Source organism: Nocardioides humilatus (assembly GCF_008373755.1).
Lineage (GTDB): Bacteria > Actinomycetota > Actinomycetes > Propionibacteriales > Nocardioidaceae > Nocardioides > Nocardioides humilatus.
Map to the genome: position 1 here is coordinate 336,041 of NZ_VUJV01000003.1, position 21,520 is coordinate 357,560.

General features: G+C 71.0%; 16 protein-coding genes. 6 read left to right on the forward strand and 10 right to left on the reverse strand.

All coding sequences use genetic code 11. The annotated features are described in order from the left end of the window. Positions 1–43 precede the first annotated feature (43 nt). Positions 44–4,978 (reverse strand): NAD-glutamate dehydrogenase, encoded by a 4,935-nt coding sequence (locus tag F0U44_RS09430; RefSeq protein WP_149728047.1) that lies wholly within the window; start codon positions 4,976–4,978, stop codon positions 44–46. A gap of 122 nt (positions 4,979–5,100) precedes the next feature. Between F0U44_RS09430 and F0U44_RS09435 the strand changes: the two genes are divergently transcribed. Continuing rightward, positions 5,101–5,583, forward strand: a complete 483-nt coding sequence (locus F0U44_RS09435) for a DUF2505 domain-containing protein (protein ID WP_188113406.1) — start codon at positions 5,101–5,103, stop codon at positions 5,581–5,583. A gap of 1 nt (position 5,584) precedes the next feature. Beyond that, positions 5,585–6,070, forward strand: a complete 486-nt coding sequence (locus F0U44_RS09440) for a DUF2505 domain-containing protein (protein WP_149728049.1) — start codon at positions 5,585–5,587, stop codon at positions 6,068–6,070. Positions 6,071–6,112: 42 nt separating this feature from the next. On the opposite strand, the gene F0U44_RS09445 is transcribed toward F0U44_RS09440, so the two are convergent. Continuing rightward, on the reverse strand, positions 6,113–7,471 hold the full coding sequence (locus F0U44_RS09445) for an Ig-like domain repeat protein (protein WP_149728050.1): 1,359 nt from the start codon (positions 7,469–7,471) through the stop codon (positions 6,113–6,115). Positions 7,472–7,655: 184 nt separating this feature from the next. Between F0U44_RS09445 and F0U44_RS09450 the strand changes: the two genes are divergently transcribed. After that, positions 7,656–11,435: an adenylate/guanylate cyclase domain-containing protein gene (locus F0U44_RS09450; protein ID WP_188113407.1), complete on the forward strand. Its 3,780-nt coding sequence runs from the start codon at positions 7,656–7,658 to the stop codon at positions 11,433–11,435. Here the strand turns inward: F0U44_RS09450 and F0U44_RS22985 are convergent. From F0U44_RS22985 to F0U44_RS09460, 3 genes are all read right to left on the reverse strand, one after another. Then, positions 11,423–11,599 carry a hypothetical protein gene (locus tag F0U44_RS22985; RefSeq protein ID WP_188113408.1) on the reverse strand — a complete coding sequence of 59 codons (177 nt, stop codon included), beginning with the start codon at positions 11,597–11,599 and terminating at the stop codon, positions 11,423–11,425. The genes F0U44_RS09450 and F0U44_RS22985 overlap by 13 nt on opposite strands. Positions 11,600–11,661: 62 nt before the next feature. Further along, the gene (gene pruA, locus F0U44_RS09455) at positions 11,662–13,290 is read right to left on the reverse strand and encodes an L-glutamate gamma-semialdehyde dehydrogenase (RefSeq protein ID WP_149728052.1); all 1,629 of its coding nucleotides are present in this window, start codon (positions 13,288–13,290) and stop codon (positions 11,662–11,664) included. A gap of 69 nt (positions 13,291–13,359) precedes the next feature. Then, a complete protein-coding gene (locus tag F0U44_RS09460) occupies positions 13,360–14,814 on the reverse strand; it encodes a WS/DGAT/MGAT family O-acyltransferase (protein WP_149728053.1) in 1,455 nt (484 codons plus the stop codon). 137 nt (positions 14,815–14,951) lie between these two features. Here F0U44_RS09460 and F0U44_RS09465 point away from each other — a divergent pair, with 137 nt between their 5' ends. Together F0U44_RS09465 and F0U44_RS09470 are read left to right on the forward strand one after the other, a co-directional pair. Next, on the forward strand, positions 14,952–15,320 hold the full coding sequence (locus tag F0U44_RS09465; RefSeq protein ID WP_149728054.1) for a hypothetical protein: 369 nt from the start codon (positions 14,952–14,954) through the stop codon (positions 15,318–15,320). Continuing rightward, on the forward strand, positions 15,317–16,654 hold the full coding sequence (locus tag F0U44_RS09470) for a hypothetical protein (protein ID WP_246160401.1): 1,338 nt from the start codon (positions 15,317–15,319) through the stop codon (positions 16,652–16,654). Before F0U44_RS09465 ends, F0U44_RS09470 begins: the two co-directional genes overlap by 4 nt. Here F0U44_RS09470 and F0U44_RS09475 read toward each other — a convergent pair. Both F0U44_RS09475 and F0U44_RS09480 read right to left on the reverse strand, forming a co-directional pair. Then, positions 16,644–17,828 carry a CpaE/TadZ family protein gene (locus F0U44_RS09475; RefSeq protein WP_149728055.1) on the reverse strand — a complete coding sequence of 395 codons (1,185 nt, stop codon included), beginning with the start codon at positions 17,826–17,828 and terminating at the stop codon, positions 16,644–16,646. The genes F0U44_RS09470 and F0U44_RS09475 overlap by 11 nt on opposite strands. Before the next feature lie 10 nt (positions 17,829–17,838). After that, positions 17,839–18,495: a flagellar biosynthesis protein FlgA gene (locus F0U44_RS09480; RefSeq protein ID WP_149728056.1), complete on the reverse strand. Its 657-nt coding sequence runs from the start codon at positions 18,493–18,495 to the stop codon at positions 17,839–17,841. 128 nt (positions 18,496–18,623) lie between these two features. Here F0U44_RS09480 and F0U44_RS09485 point away from each other — a divergent pair, with 128 nt between their 5' ends. Next, positions 18,624–18,860: a helix-turn-helix domain-containing protein gene (locus tag F0U44_RS09485; RefSeq protein ID WP_149728057.1), complete on the forward strand. Its 237-nt coding sequence runs from the start codon at positions 18,624–18,626 to the stop codon at positions 18,858–18,860. Positions 18,861–18,871: 11 nt separating this feature from the next. On the opposite strand, the gene F0U44_RS09490 is transcribed toward F0U44_RS09485, so the two are convergent. From F0U44_RS09490 to sigE, 3 genes are all read right to left on the reverse strand, one after another. Then, positions 18,872–20,209, reverse strand: a complete 1,338-nt coding sequence (locus F0U44_RS09490) for a S1C family serine protease (protein WP_149728058.1) — start codon at positions 20,207–20,209, stop codon at positions 18,872–18,874. Between the two features lie 61 nt (positions 20,210–20,270). Continuing rightward, complete coding sequence (locus tag F0U44_RS09495) at positions 20,271–20,819, reverse strand: anti-sigma factor (RefSeq protein WP_149728059.1); 549 nt, start codon at positions 20,817–20,819, stop codon at positions 20,271–20,273. Next, positions 20,816–21,418, reverse strand: coding sequence for an RNA polymerase sigma factor SigE (gene sigE / locus F0U44_RS09500; protein WP_149728060.1), 603 nt, complete (start codon positions 21,416–21,418; stop codon positions 20,816–20,818). Before sigE ends, F0U44_RS09495 begins: the two co-directional genes overlap by 4 nt. Between the last annotated feature and the right edge of the window lie 102 nt (positions 21,419–21,520).

Consider the following 21,520-nt stretch of genomic DNA (forward strand, 5'->3'; position numbering starts at 1 on the left):
AGGTCGTGACACCGACAGACCGCGAATCATTTCCCGCAACCGGTCAGGCGAGCAGCCCCCGGACCACACGCAGCGCCACCGAGACCCGGGCCAGGTCGGTGTCGTCGTCGGCACAGATCGCACCGAGCGTCTCCTCCGCCCGACCGACGACCCCGCCGGTCGACGTCTCCCAGTCGGCCACCCGACGTGCCGCGTCGCCGCGCAGCTCCTCGGGGTCCTCCCGGGCGACGATGCCCTCGTCGGCCTCGGTCGTGGCGAGCACCTCGGCCGTCAGCTGGGCGTGCACCGAGTGCAGGTCGTCGCGCAACGCGGCGCGTGCCATCGTCTGCCACTGGTCGGCACGCGGCAGCTCGACGATGCGCTGCTGCAGCATCGACAACCCGAGCCGCTCGCCGAGGGCGAAGTGCACCCGGGCGACGTCCGGCGGCGGCAGGTGGTCGCGCTCCGCGATGTCGACGACGTTGAGGAGCGAGTAGGCGACGTCGTACGACGCCACCCGAGCCGCGAGCTCCTCCGGCACCTTCTGCTGGACCAGCGATGCCCGACGCGCGTCGTAGGCGGCGAGCTCACGGCCGGTCAGCAGCTCGGGCAGCGCGAGCATGGTCGCCTGGACCGGCCCGGCGAAGAGGTCGACGGTCGCCTGGCTGTCGAGCGGCGGCCGCCGGTTGGTGATCAACCAGCGCGACGCGCGCTCGACGAGCGTGCGCATGTCGACCCGCATCCGGGTCTGCACCGCGGCGTCGATCCGGTTGTCGTAGGTCGCGAGCTCCTCACGCAGCTGCAGCGACCCGAAGATCTCCCGCGCCACGAAGTTGGCCCGGGTCAGCTCGGCGGCCGGCGCCCCGGTCTCCCCCGCTAGCCGCAGCCAGTAGGTCATGCCCGCGCCGTTGACGAGGTCGTTGACCACCTGGGTCACGATGATCTCGCGGCGCAGGGGGTGCTCCTCGATCTGCGCACCGAACCCGTCGCGGACCGCGTGCGGGAAGTAGGAGAGCAGGTCGATGACGCAGTAGGGATCCTCGGGCAGGTCGGAGGTGAGCAGCTCCTCGGCGAGCACGATCTTCGTGTAGGCCATCAGCACCGACAGCTCGGGCTGGCTGAGTGCGCCACCGGCCTCGAGCCGCCGCTTGACCTCCGCTGTCGGCGGCAGCGCCTCCAGGTCCCGGTCGAGCCGCCCCTCGGTCTCGAGCTGGTGCATCCACTGCTCGTGGACGTGGAGCAGCGACGGAGAGTTCTTCGCGGCGTTGGCCAACGCGAGGTTCTGCTCGTAGTTGTCCCGCAGCACGAGGTCGGCGACGTCGTCGGTCATGGAGGCCAGCAGGGCGTTGCGCTGCTTCTCGGTCAGGTCGCCGTCGGCGACGATCCGGTCGAGCAGGATCTTGAGGTTGACCTCGCGGTCGGAGGTGTCGACCCCGGCGGAGTTGTCGATGAAGTCGGTGTTGATCCGACCACCGTCACGGGCGTACTCGATCCGACCCCGCTGCGTGCAGCCCAGGTTGCCGCCCTCGCCGACCACCCGGGCACGGAGCTGGGTGCCGTCGACCCGGATGGAGTCGTTGGCCTTGTCGCCCGCGTCGGCGTTGGTCTCCGTCGACGCCTTCACGTAGGTGCCGATCCCGCCGTTCCACAGCAGGTCGACCGGAGCGAGCAGGATCGCCTTCATCAGCTCCGCGGGCGTGAGGGTCTCGACGTGGCCGACGATCCCGAGCGCGGCACGGATCTCCGGCGACACCGGGATCGCCTTGGCGGACCGCGAGAAGATCCCGCCACCCTTCGAGATCAGCGACTTGTCGTAGTCCTGCCAGCTCGAGCGCGGCAGCTCGAAGAGCCGCTTGCGCTCGGCGAACGAGGACGCCGCGTCGGGCTCGGGGTCGATGAAGATGTCGCGGTGGTCGAACGCGGCGACCAGCCGGATGTGCTCGGAGCAGAGCATGCCGTTGCCGAAGACATCGCCCGACATGTCACCCACGCCGGCCACCGTGATGTCCTCGGTCTGGCAGTCGGTGCCCAGCTCACGGAAGTGGCGTCGTACGGACACCCAGGCGCCGCGCGCCGTGATGCCCATCGCCTTGTGGTCGTAGCCGACCGAGCCGCCGCTGGCGAAGGCGTCACCCAGCCAGAAGCCGTAGTCCTTCGACACACCGTTGGCGATGTCGGAGAAGGTCGCGGTGCCCTTGTCAGCGGCGACGACCAGGTAGGAGTCGTTGCCGTCGCGACGTACGACGCGCGGCGGCTCCACGGTCTCGCCGCCGACCAGGTTGTCGGTGACGTCGAGCAGGCCGCGGATGAACGTCTTGTAGCACTCGATCCCCTCGGCCAGCCACGCGTCGCGGCCGCCCTCGCCCGCCGGGTCGGGCAGGTGCTTGGCGTAGAACCCGCCCTTCGCGCCGACCGGCACGATCACGGTGTTCTTGACCATCTGCGCCTTGACCAGGCCGAGGATCTCGGTGCGGAAGTCGTCGCGGCGGTCGGACCAGCGCAGCCCTCCGCGCGCGACCGCGCCGAAGCGCAGGTGCACGCCCTCGACCCTCGGCGAGTAGACGAAGATCTCGAACTTCGGCCGGGGCTCGGGCAGGTCGGGGATGGCGGACGGCTCCATCTTGAGCGACAGGTAGGACTTCGGTCGCTTGGAGTCGTCAGCGTGCTGGAAGTAGTTGGTGCGCAGGGTCGCCCGGATGTGGGTGAGGTAGGAGCGCAGGATCCGGTCGTGGTCGAGGCTCACCACGTCGTCGAGGGCGGCCTTGATCCGGCCCTCGAGGTCGGCAGCGCGCTCCTGGCGGACGGCGTCGTCGAGGTCGGGGTCGAAGTTGGTCTCGAAGAGCGCGACGAGCATCCGGGCGAGGTCGACGTTGTCGGCCAACGCTCCCTCGATCGAGTCGATCGCGAAGGGTGAGTTGCCCTGTCGCATGTATTTCGCGTAAGCCCGCAGCAGCATCGCCTGGCGCCAGGTCAGCGAAGCCCGCAGCACCAGCGCGTTGAACCCGTCGATCTCGGTGAAGCCGTCCCAGATGGCGCGCAGGGCGTCGGCGAACAGCTCGCGCGCCTGGTCGGGCAGGGCCCGGTGGTAACGCAGGCCGAAGTCGTAGATGTGCGAGACCCGATCGAGCCCGTCGAGTCCGTAGGGCCGCTCGTCGACGACCTCGACGCCCATCGACGAGAGCATCGGGAGCACCTCGGACAGCGACAGCGGCGGTCCGACGCGGAAGACCTTGAGTCGCGCCTCGCCGTCGGGTGCGTCGAGCTCGGAGTAGAGCGCCTGGTCGATCCCGGCCTCGCCCTGGATCGCCTCCAGCCGGCCGAGGTCCACCGCCGCAGTGCGCGCCGCGAAGTCCTCCTTGTAGGCCTCGGGGAAGGCGTCGACGTAACGACGGCCGAGGATGGCGCCGACCTCCTCGCCGTACTCGGCCGAGACGGCGTGCAGGAAGTCCTCGTGCCAGGACCGCGACGCGTCGATGAGCCGACGCTCGAGGTCGGCGGTGTCGATGTCGGGGATGGTCTCGCCGGCGGGCATGCGGACGACGAAGTGGACCCGTGCGGTCGTCGACTCGCTGATGCTGACGTTGAACTCGATCGCGTCGGGGTCGATCTTCCCGTCGCCGATCGTCTGCGCCAGGATCCGCACGAACTTCTGGCGCACGCCCGTGTTGTAGCGGTCGCGCGGCAGGTAGACCAGGACCGACAGGTAGCGGTCATAGGTGTCGCGCCGGATGAGAAGACGTACGGCGCGCCGCTCGCGCGCCTGCATGGCGGCCTCGGCGATCGGGGCGAGCTCCTCGACGGGCGTGTGGAACAGCTCGTCGCGCGGGTAGGTCTCGAGGGTGTCGAGCAGCGCGTTGCCGTCATGGCTGCGCGGGTCGAGGCCGGTGCGCTCGAGCACCTCGTGGACCTTCCGGCGCAGCAGCGGCACGCGCAGCACCGACTCGGTGTAGGCCGCGCTGGACAGCAGACCGAGGAAGCGGCGCTCGCCGATGACCTCGCCCTCAGCGTTGAAGGTCTTGACGCCCACGTAGTCGAGGTAGGCGGGCCGGTGCACGGTCGCGCGCGAGTTGGCCTTGGCCAGGACCAGCAGGTTCTTCTCGCGTGCCTTGGCCTTGACGGCACCGGACAACCGGCCGAAGGAGGCCGACTTGTGGTCCTGTGCGGAGCCGTCGCGCAAGATGCCGAGGCCGCTGCCGGGCACGGGCCGCAGGGTGTCGGTCTCCCCGCCGTCGTCGGCGGACTGCTCGAGCTGGTACTCCCGGTAGCCCAGGAAGGTGAAGTGCTCGTCAGCGAGCCAGGTCAACAGCTCGCGCCCCTCCTGGACCTCGTCGGCCGGCAGCGGCGGTGGGCTGCTCTCCAGGTCGGCCACCGTGGCGTGGACCTGCTCCTGCATGGCCGCCCAGTCCTCGACCGAGGCACGGACGTCGCCCAGCACGCGTCGGCAGTCGTCGGCGATGCGCTCGGCCTCGCCGGAGTCCTCGGCGAGCCGGTCGATCTCGACGTGCATCCACGACTCGCGGTGGGCGCCCTCAGGGGGCTTCGACGATCCGGCCGAGACCGGGTGGATGGCGACCAGCTGGCCGGCCTCGTCCCGCTCGACGTCGAGGGTCGGGTGGAGGACCAGCCGAGCGTCGCGGTGCTGGCGGGCCAGCTCCATCGTCAGCGAGTCGACGAGGAAGGACATGTCGTCGGCCACGACCTCCACGACGGAATGGCCGTCGGCCGACCAGCCGTGCTCGGCCACGGTCGGCGTGTAGACCCGCACCTTGGTCACGCCCGGTCGGCGCTCGGCGGCGAGGTGATGGTGCGAGGCGTAGGCGCCGTAGACGTCCACGTCGCTGCGGTCGGCGAGCTCGTCGGTGCCTACATGGCGGTAGTAGGCCACCAGGAGGGGCACGATGGCATCGCTCGGGAGCGATGCGGCGCCCTTGCCATGGCGAGCCACCTCGGCTGCCTGCTCGAAGATCTGGTCACGGTCGGTATGCGTCGTCGTTGACACAACGCCACAGTATCGTCGGCGCCTACCTGCCGCAGCGGGAGGATTTACATGTTCATCAGGTCGTGACCAGGACGTGTCCAGGTCGTCGCGAACGCCGTGCCCGATGCGACAAGATGTCCGCCATGAGGTTCCAGCGCACGGCGACTTACGACGCCGCCCCAGCCGAAGTCTTCGCGATGCTCAGCGACCCCGCCTGGCGGGCAGCGGTCGGTGCCGCGCAGGGGGTGACGTCGCAGAAGGTGACCGTGACGCCCGAGGGCGACGGCTGCCGGATCGTCATCGACGAGCTGCAGAACACGGCCGGCCTGCCGGCCATCGCCAAGAAGATCGCCGGCGAGACGACGCGAGCGGTGGTCACCGAGGTGTGGTCCTCCCCCACGAGCGGCACGGTCGAGATCGTCGCCCCGGGCAAGCCGACCAAGATGGTCGGCACGACCCGGCTGGTGGCCGACGGCGACCGAACCCAGCAGGTCACCGAGCTCGAGTGCACCGTCAAGGTGCCGCTGATCAGCGGCAAGCTCGAGCAGCTGATGGTCGACAACATCAATGCCGGACGCACGGTCGAGGAGACCGTCGGCGCGGCGTGGCTGAAGGGCGAGCGCTGAGATGGCGACCCGCATCGTGCACGAGCTGAAGTACGACGCCCCTCTCGACGCCGTGGTCGCGATGCTCGCCGACCCGGCCTTCCGCAACGAGGTGTGCGTCAACCAGCGCGCGACCCGCCACTCGGTGAAGATCGACGGCGTGCAGGGCGACCCGATGAAGGTGCTGATCGACTACGCCCAGCCCACCGACAAGGTGCCGGGCTTCGCCAAGAAGTTCGTCGGCAACGAGGTCGAGATCAGTCAGGCCGAGACCTGGACGAGCCCGACCCACGGCGACATCCATGTGACGATCCCGGGCAAGCCCGGCGAGATGCACGGCACCGCCGTTCTCACCGAGAAGGACGGCGTCACGACCGAGACCGTGACGCTCGACATCACCGTCAAGATCCCGCTCGTCGCGGGCAAGATCGAGGGCCTGATCGGCAAGATCTTCGGCTCCGCCATGCGGGCCGAAGGACGCACCGGCGTCGCCTGGCTGGCCCGCTAGGGCCGAGCCAGGCGACCGGTCGCTCCTGGGCCGCTCCCCCGGTCAGCAGCACTTGGTGCCGCTGATGATCCCGTCGCCCGGCGGGAGCTCGAAGGTCATCTCGAAGTGGAGCACGTCCGCGTCGTGGTGCGGCCCGTTCTCGAACTTACGGTGCCGGTGGTCGTGGTCCGCGAACGGGCCGTAGGCGACCTCGACCTCGAGGCAGGGCTCCGACCAGTTGTCGGTGCCGACCTTGAAGGCCGTCATCTGCGAGCAGTAGGACGGTGTGCCGACGTAGAGACCATCGGCGGGCGACCACTGCGCGGTCGTCGTCGGGCTGGTCTTCCACGGCGTGCCGAGCCCGAGGCAGGCGATGTTGCCACCAGTGGCGTAGGGGCTCTGGTCGCGCATGTAGAGCGCATCGTCACCGGTGAGGTCGACCCGGACCTCCTTGTAGGCATCGGCCGAGGAGTCGTTGAACGTCCCGCTGTGGCCGCGGTAGTCGGTCGTGCAGGCCTGGACCTCCGGACCGCCGATCGCGCTGGTCAACGTGTGCTGACCGGTCGACGACGTGGTGCTGGCCTGCAGGACCGTCGCGGACCCCGTCGACGTGGCGCTGAGCTCGCTACCGACACACGGCTGGTTGGCCGGGCAGTCCTTGATGTCGAACTTCCCGGTGCCGGCCAGGGCGGTCGGCGAACCACTCGCCACGTTGGAGTACGGCGACTCGCCCACCGCGTTCACGACCGTGGCCTTGTAGTAGTAAGTCGTCCCGACGGCACCGGTGGTGTCGTCGAAGTGGCCGGTCGGGAGCGTGCCGGTGATCTGCGTGTAGGGACCGGCCGACGCGGCGCTCCGGTAGAGCCGATAGCCGGTGATCGGGCTGCCACCGTCGTTCGCACCCGCGGACCACACGAGCCGGACGATGCCCACCATGCTCGTCGCAGTCAGACCGACCGCGGCTGACGGCGCGTGCGGCGCCACGGTGACCTGCTTCGTGCCGCTGCTCGCGGACGCGATGCTGTCGCCGGCATAGGTGGCCGTGACGGTGACGTTGCCGACCGGCAGTGCGGTGGTCGTGAGGCTGGCAGTACAGATCGTGATCGTGAACAGGCACCCGCTCGGCAGGTTGGCCGATCCGAGCTGGACGGGCGGACCGCCGGCCGTGGCGGTGAAGGTCACCTGTCGGCTCGGGGCGATCAGGATGCCGCCCAGGCCCGAGATGCTGACGGTCGCGGTCAAGGTGACCGGAGCGTCCTTGACCGTCGAGGTCGGACTGGCCGCGAGCGTGGTGGTCGTGGGGATGATCGCGCTGGCCGGTGCCGGGACGAACCCGACGGCAGCGACAGGGAGCGCTGCGGTGAGAGCGATCATGGCGCCGGTGGCGACCTGACGGCGTCGCCGGACGAGGTGCTGGAGCATGACGAACCTCGGTCTCGTGCACCCGAGATATCGGATGTGGAGCGGCCCTCCGGGGAGACCCGGACCCGAGAAGGGGACTCTTCGAAACTAGGCCGCTTAACTCGCGATGTCATCAGGGATATCCCTCTTCCAACGACCGCCACCCGATCGCATCATGGACTGCGGGGGCGTGGGAGAGGACGCGATGGACAGAGCCGCGCGCCCCCTCCTGCCCTACGTGCCCCGGTTGGTCGTCGACTGGCTGGAGGACCGGCCCGACCTGACGGCACGGTCGCTCGACGCGACCGCCGTCTTCGCCGACATCTCCGGCTTCACGAACCTCACCGAGCGGCTCGCACGGAGGGGCAAGGTCGGCGCCGAGGAGATGGGCGACATCCTCAACCGGGTCTTCGGCAGCCTGCTCGACAGCGCCTACACCTACGGCGCCGAGCTCGTGAAGTGGGGCGGCGACGCCGTGCTCCTGCTCTTCCGCGGGCAGCAGCACCCGCTGCGCGCCGCAGCCGCGGCCCACCGCATGCAAGAGGTGATCGCCCGGGTCGGTCGGGTCCACACCTCCAGCGGCACGGTGCGGCTCGGGATGTCGATCGGCCTCCACAGCGGGGCGCTGGACTGCCTGCTGGTCGGCGAGGTCTTCAGGGAGCTGATCATCACCGGCCCGGACGCAAGCCTGGTGGCGCGGCTCGAGGCCGCGGCAGAGGCCGGCCAGGTCGTCGTCAGCACCTCGACCGCCGCCCAACTGGCCGCAGCCGGGGCGGTCCTCGGACCCCCGGTCGACCCGGGCCGGCTGCTCCTCGAGCCTGCGCCCGTCGTCCCCGTCGCAGGCCCGGGCCCGACCCCTCGCGCGACCGACGTCGAACTGCGCAGGGCGCTGCCCGCACCCATAGCCCAACACGTCGTCGCCGCCGACGTCGCCTACGAGCACCGGCTCGCCGCTCTCTGTTTCCTCGAGTTCTCCGACGTCGACCGGATGCGCGAGACCGTGGGGCTCGACGCGGTCGCCTCGGCGATCCACGGCGTGGTGTCGGCCGCCCAGCGGGCGGCCGCGGCCCACGACGTCACCTTCCTGAGCACCGACATCTATCCGGGCGGCGGCAAGGTCATCCTCACGGGCGGGGTGCCGACCAGCTTCGGCGACGACACCACGCGGGTGCTGGCCACGGCCCGGGAGATCCTCGACGGCGAGCACGCGCTCCCCCTGCGCGCGGGCATCAACGTCGGTCGGGTCTTCGCCGGCGACTACGGCACCGAGGTCCGCCGGGTCTACTCCGTGACCGGCGATGCGGTGAACCTCGCGGCGCGCCTGATGGCCAAGGCGGGGCCGGGCGAGCTGGTCGTGAGCCAGGAGGCGTTGGACCGGTCGCGCACCCGATATCAGACCCGCCGCCTCGAACCCTTCGCCGTCAAGGGCAAGACGCAGCCCGTGGAGGCGTCGGTCGTCGCTGGGCGGGCCGCCGATCCTCCGGAGGGGAAGGTGCCGGCCGACCCGCACCTGCTGCCCTTCGTGGGGAGGCGCCGCGAGCTGAGCACCCTCCTGGACGCCTATGGCGAAGCGCGGAGCCGGCGCGGCAGCCTGGTCGACCTGCGCGGCGAGACCGGCATCGGCAAGTCGCGCCTCGTCCACGAGCTCCTCGCGCGTGCTGGGACCCAGGCGCAGTGGATGCCCGGCGACCTCTACGCGAGCGGCACGCCGTACGCCCCGTTCCACCGGCTCGTCGGTGCCGACGACCTGGAGCAGATCGTCGAGGACCTGGCGCCGCACCTGCGCCCGCTCCTCCCCCTCCTCGAGATCGTCGCCGGCGTCGGCACGGCCAGCAAGGCCGACCTGGACCGCCTGTACGGCGACGCGCGCAAGGAGCTCATGGAGGGAGCGGCGAGCGAGCTCCTCGGCCGGATGTTCGACTTCCCGACCGTCTGGGTGTTCGACGACGTGCAGTTCATGGACACGGCCTCGACCGACCTCCTCAACCGGCTCGCCCGCGACGCCGCCGATCGGCCCTGGCTGATCATCACCACGACCCGCGACGACAGCACCTGGTCGCCTCCCGACGACGCCCCCGCACAGCTGCTCACCATCCGGCCGCTCGGCGCTTCCGATGCCGAGGACCTCATCACCTCCCACGCCTCCGGCGCGGCCGCGCCCGCTCACCGGTTCGCGTCCGTCATCGAGCGCGCCGAGGGCAACCCGCTCTTCCTCACCGAGCTGCTCGAGGCCATGCGCGTCGGGGCGCTGGGCAGCGACGAGTCGATCGAGCTGCCGGATTCCGTGGAGTCGGCCGTGGCAGCACGGATCGACCAGCTGGCCCCGAGCCTGCGGGCCCAACTGCGCGCCGCAGCCGTGCTGGGGGCGACGGTCGACCTCGACCTGCTGGCCACGATGAGCGGGGCGGTCCCCGACCTCACCACCTCCGTCGCCGCCTTCGACGACCTCGACGAGTTCCTGCTCCGGGGAGACGACGGGCGCTACCGGTTCCGTCACCACCTGGTGCAGGAGACCGCCTACCAGGCGCTGCCCTTCCGCCGCAGGGTCGCGCTCCACGCGGCCGCTGCCGATGCCGTCGTGGCGCACGAGCCCGACGACATCGTGCGCACCGGCCTGTTGTCGCTGCACTGCCTGCGCGGCGAGCGCTACGCCGAGGCCTACGAGCACTCGCTCGCGGCAGCCGGCCATGCCGCAGCCCAGTACGCCCACGCCGACGCCGTCACGCTCCACCGCAGGGCGCTCGAGGCAGCGCGCCGGACCCGGTTGCGCGGCACCGAGGTGGTGCCCGTCCTCGAAGGCCTGGCGGAGGCCTATCTCTACGTCGGCGACCTCGACGCGATGGAGGACACCTTGCGCCGGGCCCGGCGGGCGGTCGATCGCGACCCGATCGTGCTCGCGCGTCTGGCCGCCCTGACGACGTACCAACGCCGACAGACCGGGCGTCACCACGAGGCCATCCGGTGGACCTCGCGCGGGCGAGCCGCGCTGGAGGGCAGGACGGACAAGCCGTCGCTCATCGTGCTGGCCGAGCTGGCGTTCAGCCGGTGCCAGTCGCTCCTGGCCCGCGGCCACTTCGCCGAGGCCGAGCGGTGGGCGACGCGCTGCATCGAGGAGGCCGAGGCGGCCGGCGACCTGCGCCGTCGGGCGTCGGCCACCCAGCTGCGAGCGGTGGCGCGGCACTACTCCGGAGCCGAGGTCGACCTCGGCGAGCTGGTCGCCAGCGCTGTCGAGCAGGAACGGCTCGGCGACCTCAAGCGCGCCGCGCGCACCCACAACATCATCGGCGTGCTGGCCTTCGACGACGGCCTGTGGCCGATGGCCCTGGACCACTACGACCGAGCGGTCGACATCTACCGCCGTCTCAGCCAACCCCTCGAGGTCGCCCTGCAGCTGGCCAACGCCGCCGAGCTCCTCATCTTCCAGAGGCGTCTCGACGAGGCCGAGGTGAGGCTCACCGAGGCCACCCGGCTGTGGCGCGGCGCCCCGATGAACGGCGAGCAGGCGTTCGGGACCACGCAGCGGGCACGGTGCTCGATGGCGCGCGGTGAGTACGACGCCGCGCTGGCCCTCTACGAGGAGGCTCGCTCCGTCCACGCTGCCAGCCGGGAGGCGGTCCAGCTCGTCATCGTCGAGGGCATGCTGGCCGAGTGCCTGCTGCTGGCCGGTGACGCCCGAGCGGCGTTCGACCTGATCCTCGACGTGGAAGCGCGCAACTCATCAGCGGGGGCCGACCTGCGCTACCTGCGCCGGATCCGGTCGCTCGCGCAACTGGGCACCGGCGAGGAGCAGCAGGGTCTGGAGCAGCTGCGTGTGGCGCTGGGCGAGGCCCGCGCGATCGGGCACCTCTACGACGAGTGGCGCTGCATCGGCGAGCTGGTCCGGCTCGGCGCCGCGACCGCGGACGAGACCGCCGAGCTCGTCGAGCTCGAGCAGGCCGTCGAGGAACGGCTCGGCGTGCAGGTGCGAGCCGGTCAGTCCTCGTGAGGGTCGGCCGCGCGTGCGGCTTCGGCCTCCGCCGCTTCCTCACGTGCGTCCTTGCGCCGCTGGATCACGATGACGCCCCCGAGCAGGAGGAACGGCCCGAAGGCGAGGACGATCGTGAGCACCTGCTCGACGGGGTGCAGCGTGCCGAGGTGCCAGGGAATCACGCGACCTAGTCTCGCAGGGGTTTCGAGGCTCGCTCCGCTCGCACCTCAACCACCGAGATGCTTCAGCCCATGTAGGGGTAGGTGTGGTCCGTGGGCGGGACCAGCGTCTCCTTGATCGAGCGCGGCGAGGTCCAGCGCAGCAGGTTGACCGCCGCTCCGGCCTTGTCGTTGGTGCCCGAGGCCCGGCCTCCACCGAAGGGCTGCTGGCCGACGACGGCGCCGGTCGGCTTGTCGTTGATGTAGAAGTTGCCGGCGGCGAAACGCAGCGTCATCCGGGCCCACCGGATCGCCGACCGGTCCTGGGCGATGATCGCGCCGGTCAGGGCGTAGGGGGCGGCCGACTCGGCCTGCAGCACGACCTTCTCGAAGTCGGCGTCGTCGTAGACGTGGATGACGAGGATCGGCCCGAAGTACTCGGTCGTGAACATCTCGTCGGTCGGGTCCTCGGCGACCACGATCGTCGGGCGCACGAAGTAGCCCACGCTGTCGTCGGTCGTGCCACCGGCGACGACCTGGAGCCCGGGCGTGGCCTTGGCCCGCTCGATCGCCTGGGTGTGCTTGGCGAAGGCCCGGTCGTCGATGACGGCGCCGAGGAAGTGGGAGAAGTCGGTGGGGTCGCCCATCGACAGCGCATCGGTCTTGGCGACCAGGTCGTCACCCATCCGCTCCCACACCGAACGGGCGACGTAGGCGCGCGACGCCGCGGAGCACTTCTGGCCGGAGAACTCGAACGCACCGCGGATCAGCGCAGTCGTGACGACGGCCGGGTCGGCGCTCGGGTGGGCGATGACGAAGTCCTTGCCGCCGGTCTCGCCGACGAGACGGGGGTAGGTGCGGTAGTTGGGCAGGTTGGCGCCCACGGTCTGCCACAACCGCTGGAAGGTCGGGGTCGAGCCGGTGAAGTGGATGCCGGCCAGGTCGTGGTGGGCCAGCGCCACCTCGGAGACTGCCAGGCCGTCGCCAGGGAGCATGTTGATGACGCCTGGCGGCATGCCGGCCTCGGCGAGCAGCTCCATGGTGATCGACGCGGCGTGCTGCTGGGTCGGGCTGGGCTTCCAGACCACCGTGTTGCCCATCAGCGCGGGAGCGGTCGGCAGGTTGCCGGCGATCGCGGTGAAGTTGAAGGGCGTGATCGCGTAGACGAAGCCCTCGAGCGGCCGGTGGTCGGTGCGGTTCCAGATGCCGGGGCTGTTGGCGATCGGCTGGTCGGTGAGGATCTGCTTGGCGTAGTGGACGTTGAAGCGCCAGAAGTCGATGAGCTCGCAGGCGGCGTCGATCTCAGCCTGGAAGGCAGTCTTCGACTGGCCCAGCACCGTCGCGGCGTTGAGCCGCTGACGCCACGGCCCCGCGAGCAGCTCGGCGGCCTTGAGCAGGATCGCGCAGCGCTCGTCGAAGGGCATCGCGCGCCACTCGGGCGCCGCGTCGGTCGCCGCGTCGACAGCGCGCTGCGCGTCGGCCGTCGTGGAGTTCTTCAGGACGCCCAGCACGTGGGCGTGGTCGTGCGGCTGCACGACCTTGATCTCCGCACCTCCACCGGCGACCCACTCGCCACCGATGTAGGCGTCCATGCGGTGCTCGGTCGCCTCCTGTCGGGCGATCTCAGCAGCGAGGGCATCGCGCTCCGGGTTGCCGGGCGCATAGGTCAGGTTGGGCTCGTTGATGGGAGCCGGGGGGAACGTGATGGCGTCCATGCTCCCGATGTTGTCAGACAATCGGGGTGGGACCCAACCCGCGGCACCACCGTCGCGGTCGGCGCCCGGTCAGCGCTTGGGCTTGGACTGCCCCGACGTCGTACGGCGTCCGCGCGGAGCGCGCTGTCGACCGCTGGAGGAGACCTCGAGGAGCTCGTCGAGGGCCTCGCGGATGCACAGCCCGAGCAGGTCGGCGTCGGGCACCAGGTCGCGGTCGGCGGTGATGCCGTAGAAGACGCCGCCGTTGTAGGACGTCACGCTGAGGACGATCGGGTGGCCCGAGACGAGCGGGGCGACCGGGTAGCTGGCGAGCATCTCGGCACCGGCGGCGTAGAGCGGCGCCTGCGGTCCGGGGACGTTGGTCACCGACAGCTGGTAGCCGCGCCGCAGCTCGTCGGCCGCGACCCGCGAGCCGATGGCGTGGAACGTGGTCGGCGCGAAGCCGGCGACGCCGGCGAGCCGGTTGGCGGCCACGCTGCGCCCGGTCTCCTTGTGGGCCTGGAAGGAGTAGGAGACCTGGTGCAGCCGGACGACCGGGCTCGCCTCGCCGACCGGCAGGTCGACGAAGTGGGCGGCGATCTGACTGCCGAGCGAGGTCGCCTGGAGCTCCTCGTCGATGACGGAGACCGGCACGACGGCGCGGACCTGCTTGATGCCGCCCATCGACTCAGCGCGGGTCATGAGCCACGAACGCAGGCCGCCGGTGACGGTCGCGAGGATGACGTCGTTGACGGTGCCGCCGTGGGTGCGGCGCACCTTGCGGTAGTCGCTGAGCTCGGTCTCCACGGTGACCACGCGGCGCTGCTGCGAGAGCTCGCCGCTGATGACCCCGCGCGACTTCGGCCGGCGCCCGGTCAGCGCACCGACCACGCTGCGCGCCCGCTTCGTGCGGGCGTCGACCGAGCGGGTCAGCGCACGCGACGTGCCGCGCATCGTGTTGACGACGGTCTGGCCGTCGGTGAGGGCGTCGCGGACCGCGCCGGCGACCATCGCGCCGGGCGCGGGCGCCTTGCGCGGCTGCCAGTCGTCGGGCTCGAACTCGCGCGGCTTCGGCTGCGCGTCGAGCAGCAGCTGGCCGAGGTCAACGGTCTGGACGCCGTCGACGAGGGCCTGGTGCGTCTTCGAGAGCAGCGCGACCCGGCCGCCCTCGAGCCCTTCCACGAAGTAGACCTCCCACAGCGGCCGGGTGCGGTCGAGCGGGCGCGACACGATGCGCGAGGCGAGCTCGAGCAACTGGGCGTGGGAGCCGGGGCGCGGCAGCGCCGAACGGCGTACGTGGAAGGCGAGGTCGAACTTCTCGTCGTCGACCCACAGCGGCGCGGCGATGTGCCCGGGGACGAATTGAACCCGCTGGCGGTAACGCGGCACGAAGGCGATCCGGTCGCGGATCAGCTCGACGAGCCGGTTGTAGTCGAATCCCGACTCGCCAGGCTCGAAGATCTCGATCGTCGCGTTGTGCAGCGGGGTCTGCGGCGTCTCAGCGGACAAGAACGCGAAGTCGCGCGTGCTCACACGATCGACCACGGCGATTCCCCATTTCTGCGACCGGCCCCCCGAACGGTCCTACGACTTGATCCGTGAGAGATTCTGTCAGAGGACGTGCGCCGCGCGGACATCTGTCCGCGTGCGCCGCAATCGGACTTTCCAGGCAGGAGCAGCAGGTGGCAGCAACGACGGCGCGGTGGATCGCGCTCGCGATCGTGGTGGGGGCCGGGCTCACCGGGTGCAGCGACGACGGCGGCTCGGACAAGAAGTCCGACGAGAAGCCGGTCTTCATCCAGATCACGATCCAGGACGGCCAGGTCACGCCCAACGGCGACCGTGTCGACGTCTCCCCCGGCCAGCCGATCGACCTCGAGGTCATCGCTGACGCTCCCGGCGAGATCCACGTGCACTCCGACCCGGAGCAGGAGTTCGAGTACGACGCCGGCACGACGCAGCTCGACGAGTTCGAGATCTCCCGTCCCGGCATCGTCGCCGTCGAGTCGCACACCCTCGACCAGGTCATCGTCCAGCTCGAGGTGAAGTGACCGGGGGGCTGCTCGAGGCGCACGGCATCGGAGGTCAGGCCGACCTCCCGATCTCGCTGAGCCTGGCGATCTCCGGTGCTGTCGCGGCGCTGGTCGTGTCGTTCACCGTGCTGGTCGTCGCGTGGCGCACGCCGCGCTACGCCACGGGTCTCGAGCCCGTGGTCGACGCCGAGAGTGAGGACGCAGACACGCGGCTAGCCGGGGCGTCGTACGCACTCGTGGCGCTGCGCCTGATCGGTCTGATCGGCTTCGCCTACACGGCCTTCGCGGCGGTCTTCGGCGAGAACCAGCTGACCAACCCGTTCTTCGGCGTCATCTACGTCTGGGTCTGGGTCGGCATCGCCTTCGCCTCGATCCTGTTCGGACCGGTGTGGCGGGCGATCAGCCCGATGCGCACGATCAACGCCGGCCTCGCACGGCTCTCGGGCGGCGACCCCGAGGTCGGCATCCGCGACCTCCCCCCGTGGCTGGGCTACTGGCCGGCCGCGATCGGCCTCTACTCCTTCGTGTGGATGGAGCTGGTCAACAAGACGCCGACCGACCTCGGCACCGTCCGCCTGTGGTGCGCGATCTACGTCGCGGTGATGCTGATCGGTGGCGCGGTCTACGGATCGCGCTTCTACGATCACGCCGACCCGTTCGAGGTCTACTCCTCGCTCGTCGGCTCGCTGTCGCCCTTCGGCCGTGACGAGGAGGGACGCCTCAAGCTGCGCAGCCCGCTGGCGGGCGTCGCGACGATCCCGTCGCGACCCGGGCTCGTCGCCGTGGTCGCCGTGCTCTTCGGCAGCACCGCCTTCGACTCGTTCCGCGAGTCGACCTGGTGGATCGGCAAGATCCAGACCGCGTCGGTCACCGGCTACACGATCAACAACTTCGGGTTGCTCGCCTTCGTGCTCGCCGCGGGGTTGATCTTCACCGCCGGCTCGATGGCCACCGGCGTCGGCCCGGAGACCCGGCGGTCCGAGCTCCCCCGTCGCCTCGCCCACTCGATCGTGCCGATCGTGGCCGGCTACGTGGTCGCCCACTACCTCACGCTCTTCATCGACGTCGGCACCCAGACCCTCGCGCGCGCCAGCGACCCGCTCGGCAACGGGGCCGACATCCTCGGCACGGCCGGGCTGCAGCCGAAGTACTGGTTCTCCTACCACCCGAGCGTGCTCGCCACCGTCAAGGTGTGCGCCGTCGTGATCGGCCACGTCGCCGCGGCTGTGGTGGCCCACGACCGCGCCATCGCACTGCTGCCCAAGAAGCACCAGATCACCGGTCAGCTCCCGCTGCTGGCCGCCATGGTCGCCTTCACCGCGGGCGGTCTCTACCTGCTCTTCAGCGCCTGACCCGACGACCCGCGACCGGTGCGCCGAGCAGGTCGGCCACCGCGCGGGTCAGCGGCGACTCCCCGGACTCCAGCAGGCTCCGACCGGCGACGAGTGCGCGGTCGACCGCGGGTTGGTCGTCGGGCAGGAAGTGGATCCCGACGCTGCTGCCGAAGCCGACCAACATCGTGCGGACGTCGGCCTCGCGCCAGCCCAAGGAGGGCCGCATCCGGTTGACGACGAGCCGGATGGTCGGGGTGGGGAGCAGCTCGTGGACGTCGGAGACGGCACGTGCGAGTCGCGCGAGGCCCACCGGATCTGCCGATCCGACCACGAGGATCTCATCGGCGCTCTCGAGCGCCTCCACGGTGAGGCCGTTGCGCTCGGGCCGCACTCCCTGATCGAGAGCCGGGTCGCGCTCGACGCTGAAGCCGGTGTCGACCACCACGTGGGCGCCCTGTCGGGCGCGCTCGAGGAGCGCTCGGAGGACCCCGGGGCGCACCTCGGCCCACCGATCGGGCCGCGGCAGGCCGGTGACCACCGCCAGGTGGCTGGAGATCTGGCGCTGCACGCTGGGGAACCGCTCGTCGAGCGAGCCGCCGGTCACCAGCCGAGCCGCCGCCAGCAGCCCCGATACCTCGTCGAGGATGCCGAGCTGCTGGGCCACCGCGCCGCCGTAGGGATCCGCGTCGACCAGCACCGTGGGCAGTCCCCGGCGGGCGAGCTCGGCGACGACGGCGGTTGCGGTCGTCGTACGGCCGGGGGCACCCGCCGGGCCCCACACCGCGATGACCCGACCGCTGTCGGGCTGCGGCTCCGGACTCGGCGGAACGACCGTCGGCGCGGGTGCGGCCGGCTCCCGCAGTACGACGCCGGGCAGGTCGCCGACCTGGTCGGACCTCACGATGGCGGTGATCCCGACGCGGTGGGCGTGAGCACGCGCGACCTCGTCGTCGGTAGCGACGGCGACGATCCGCACCCCGTAATGACCGAGCTGGTCGACCACGGCGGCGTCGAGCCCCGCGAGCTCGGCGCCGAGGACGGCGACCTGGGCTTGGCCGGCGCTGGCGGTCGCGAGGAGGTCGTCGACATCGACGCAGCGCTTGAGCACCACCACGCCTGGATGCCCGGCAAGCGCACCCAGCGCCGCCGCCTCCCAGGGTGCGCCGGTGGAGACGAGGAGGGTCACGATCATCGTCGCGTCCTCAGGAGCGCTGCACGACGCGGACGACGGGGTCGTCGAGGCCGTCGAGGACGGACAGGAAGCCGGCCACCGCATCGTCTTCGACGGCGAGCACCAGCTGCCGGGTGCCGGTGAGGGCGAAGCTGTCGGCCACCGGCGGCGCTGCGACGACCGTGACCGCCGCGAGGACGGGACCCGCGACATCGCCCCCGCGTAAGGGCCTACCGACGTAGACGTCGACCACCGAACCCGGCGCCACGTCGGGCGGCACCTTCGCGGGCTCGATGTCGACCGGCACCTGGACCGTCGTGGCATCGGACCGGCTCCCGATCGCCGCACGCGGCAGGAGCTCGCCCGCGCCCACGCCGCGGGCCAGCACGATCCCCGTGGCCAGCGGGCGGTCCGCTGCGACATAGCGATCGAGATCCGCATCGCCGGTGAACCTGACCCGTACGGCGACCACGTCGTCACCCCCGAGCTGCGAGCCGGCACCGTGATCATCGATGACCGCCCACACCGAGACGGTGTCGTCGGCGGCCGACATCACGCGCGCGCCGAGGACGACCGAACCGGCCACGATGAGCAAGCCGATCCACAACCGCGGGTCACGCCATCCCGCCCTGACCGCGCGCGTGGCGGCAGGGGTTGCTGGCGTGCCCGGTTTCCCGAGACTGGACACGCGCACATGATGCCGGGGTTCCACCACCCCGTCACCTCGTCGTCCACAGCACCCCGCCCACCGCGCCCGTCCACAGCACCTCGGGTCGGTGCTTCGATCCGGTGCCGACGGGTGCGACGATGGGCGCCATGGCCGCGACCCCGCGCTTCCTCACGCTCACCGACGTCGCCGAGGTGCTCAACACCTCGAGCGCGCAGGTCTACGCGATGGTGCGCCGCGGCGAGCTCCCCGCCATCAAGATCGGCGGCCGCGGCCAGTGGCGCGTCGAAGCCGATCGGCTCGAGGACTACATCGCGGGTCAGTACAAGGCGACCCAGGAGTACGTCGAAACCCACCCCTTCGTCGACTCCGACCTCTCGGACTAGGCCAGACGCTCTCAGCCGACCTCGCCGTCGAGGGTGATCTGGATCGTCCGTTCGTCGCCGTCGCGCACCACGGTGAACTCGATCGTGTCGCCGGGTTGGTGGGTGCGGATCGCGACGATCAGGGCGATGCCGTCCACGACCCGCGCGCCGTTGACCTGGGTGATGAGGTCGCCGTCCTTCAGTCCGGCGTCCCTTGCGGGCGAGTCGTCGAGCACCTCGTCGATGGTCGCGCCGTCGAAGTCGGACGGTCCGCCGATGGCAACCCGGGCACCGATGATCGGGTATTGGGCCTCGCCGGTCGCGAGGATCTGGTCGGCGGTCACGATGACCTGCTCGACCGGGATCGCGAAGCCGACGCCGATGTTGCCGGCTTCCTCGTCGAAGCTACCGCCGCCGTTGGTGGCGATCGCGGAGTTGACCCCGACGACCTGACCCTGGAGGTTGACCAGAGGACCGCCGGAGTTGCCCGGGTTGATGGCGGCGTCGGTCTGGATCGCGTTGATGTAGGACGAGTCGTCGGTCGTGCTGCCGGTCGTGACCGGGCGGTTGAGGGCACTCACGATGCCCGAGGTGACCGTCGAGCTCAGGCCGAGCGGGGCACCGATCGCGACGACCGGCTCTCCGACGCGCAGGCTGTGCGAGCGTCCGAGCGAGGCCGGCTTGAGACCGCTGGAATCCGCGACGTGGAGCACCGCGAGGTCGTAGACCGGGCTCCGCCCGACGACCGTGGCGGCATGCTGGTTGCCGTCCTGGTCGACGACCTCGATCGGGCCGTCGTTTTCTGCCGCGTCGGCGACCACGTGGTTGTTGGTCACGACGTTGCCGTTGCTGTCGAGCACGAAGCCCGACCCGGTGGCACCCGCCTCGACGCCTTCGTATTCGGCGAGGATCTGCACGGTGCTCGGCAGCACCTCCTGCGCGACCCGAGCGACCGAGCCGGGCTTCTGAAGCGGCGGCTGCGTAGTGAGGTCGGCCTGGTCGAGGCCGCCCGACGTGACGACCGTCTTCTCGTCGTCGTCGGACCAGTGCGAGTAGCCGATGCCGCCGGCCACACCGCCGAGGACGCCGACGACGAGCGCGAGCAGCGCCACCACCGGCCAGATCCAGCCCGACGTGCGCGGCCGGGCCGGAGCACGGACCGTCAGGTCGGCGTGGGCGGGGACCGCCGGCGCGGGCGGGGGCCCGGGGTCCGGTGCGACCGGGAACACCTGGGTCACCGGAGGAGGCGGCGGGTAGCTCGCCGCAGGGGCCGCCGGAGCGGCCGGGACCGAAGCGGGGACCGACGACGAGGCGTCGCTCGGCGGGGCCCAGCGCCCCTCGTCCGGGTCGAGATCGGGTCGGTCGTTCACGCGACCATCATCACCGATGGCCCCAGGGCGCCCGCGGGCGCGGTCATTTGCACGCGGTCATCTAGGGAAGCCAGTGCCGCACCCAGGCCGGCACAGCGACGGCGGCCGACAAGGGCTGGGCACCGAATCCGTCGAGGGTCGCAGCGGGGTTGGTCATCCGGACCGGCGTCACGACCTGGGTCCGGTCGTTGGTCTCGTCAGTGTCGTCACTCGCCGCGGGAGTCTCGATCCTCGACGCCGGCGGCCGGTTGACCGGCGGCGTGCCGGAGCCCAGCCCGAGCGCGAGCACCCCGACCATGGCCGCACCCAGCGCGCCGCCACCGAGCACGGCGACGCCGACGCCGCGGCGGATGGTGCTCCCCCCATGGCTGGCCTCAGCGAGGATCCGCTCGCCCGGCGTCAGGCTGAGCAGCGAGCCCTTCAGGTCCGACGACGCCGAACCGTCGCCGCACGACAGTCCGGCCAGGCGGGTCTTGACCCATCCCTCGCGCTCGACGAGGTCGCGGCAGGCGTGGCACGCGTAGACGTGGTTCCACGCCTCCTCGGCCTCGGCAGCCGACAGCTGTCCGTCGAGCAGTGCGCTGACGCGGGCACCGAGGTGGCCGATCACGACTGCGCCAACGGGGTGACGACCGGACGGGCGCCGGTGTAGCGGGTGCGGTCGCCGGTCGGCGCCCGGTGTGCGAGCGCGGCGCGGAGCATCGCGCGGCCGCGGTGGATGCGGGATCGCACGGTGCCGAGCTTGGCGCCGAGGATCTCGGCGATCTCCTCGTAGGTGAGCCCCTCGATGTCACAGAGCACGACCGCGGCGCGGAAGTCGGGCGGCAGCGCGCTGAGCGCCGCCTCGACGTCGTCGTCGAACGTGCGGTCGACGTAGGCCAGGTCGGGGCCGGCAGCGGCGCTCGCGATCCGCGCGGCGCGCTCCTCGGAAAGTGCGTCGAAGCGGATCCGCTGCCGGCGCCTGGCCTGGTCGAGGAAGAGGTTGGTCGTGATCCGGTGCAGCCAGCCCTCGAACGTGCCGGGCTGGTAGGTGTGCAGCGAACGGAACACCCGGACGAAGACCTCCTGCGTGAGGTCCTCGGCGTCGTGGCGGTTGCCCGTCAGTCGCAGGGCAAGGCGGAAGACGCGGTCGGAGTGCTGCTCGACGATCGACTGCCAGTCCATCGGCATGTCCATCGCCGGCTCCTCCACCGGTCGCTCCGTGCTCATCGTTGCCGCCCTTCTCCGCACCGGGGTGCTGCCTCCCTCGTGATCGACGACGTTAGGCCCGCGGCCTGAGGAAACCCTGTGAAAGCGTCTCCTTGTTCCTGA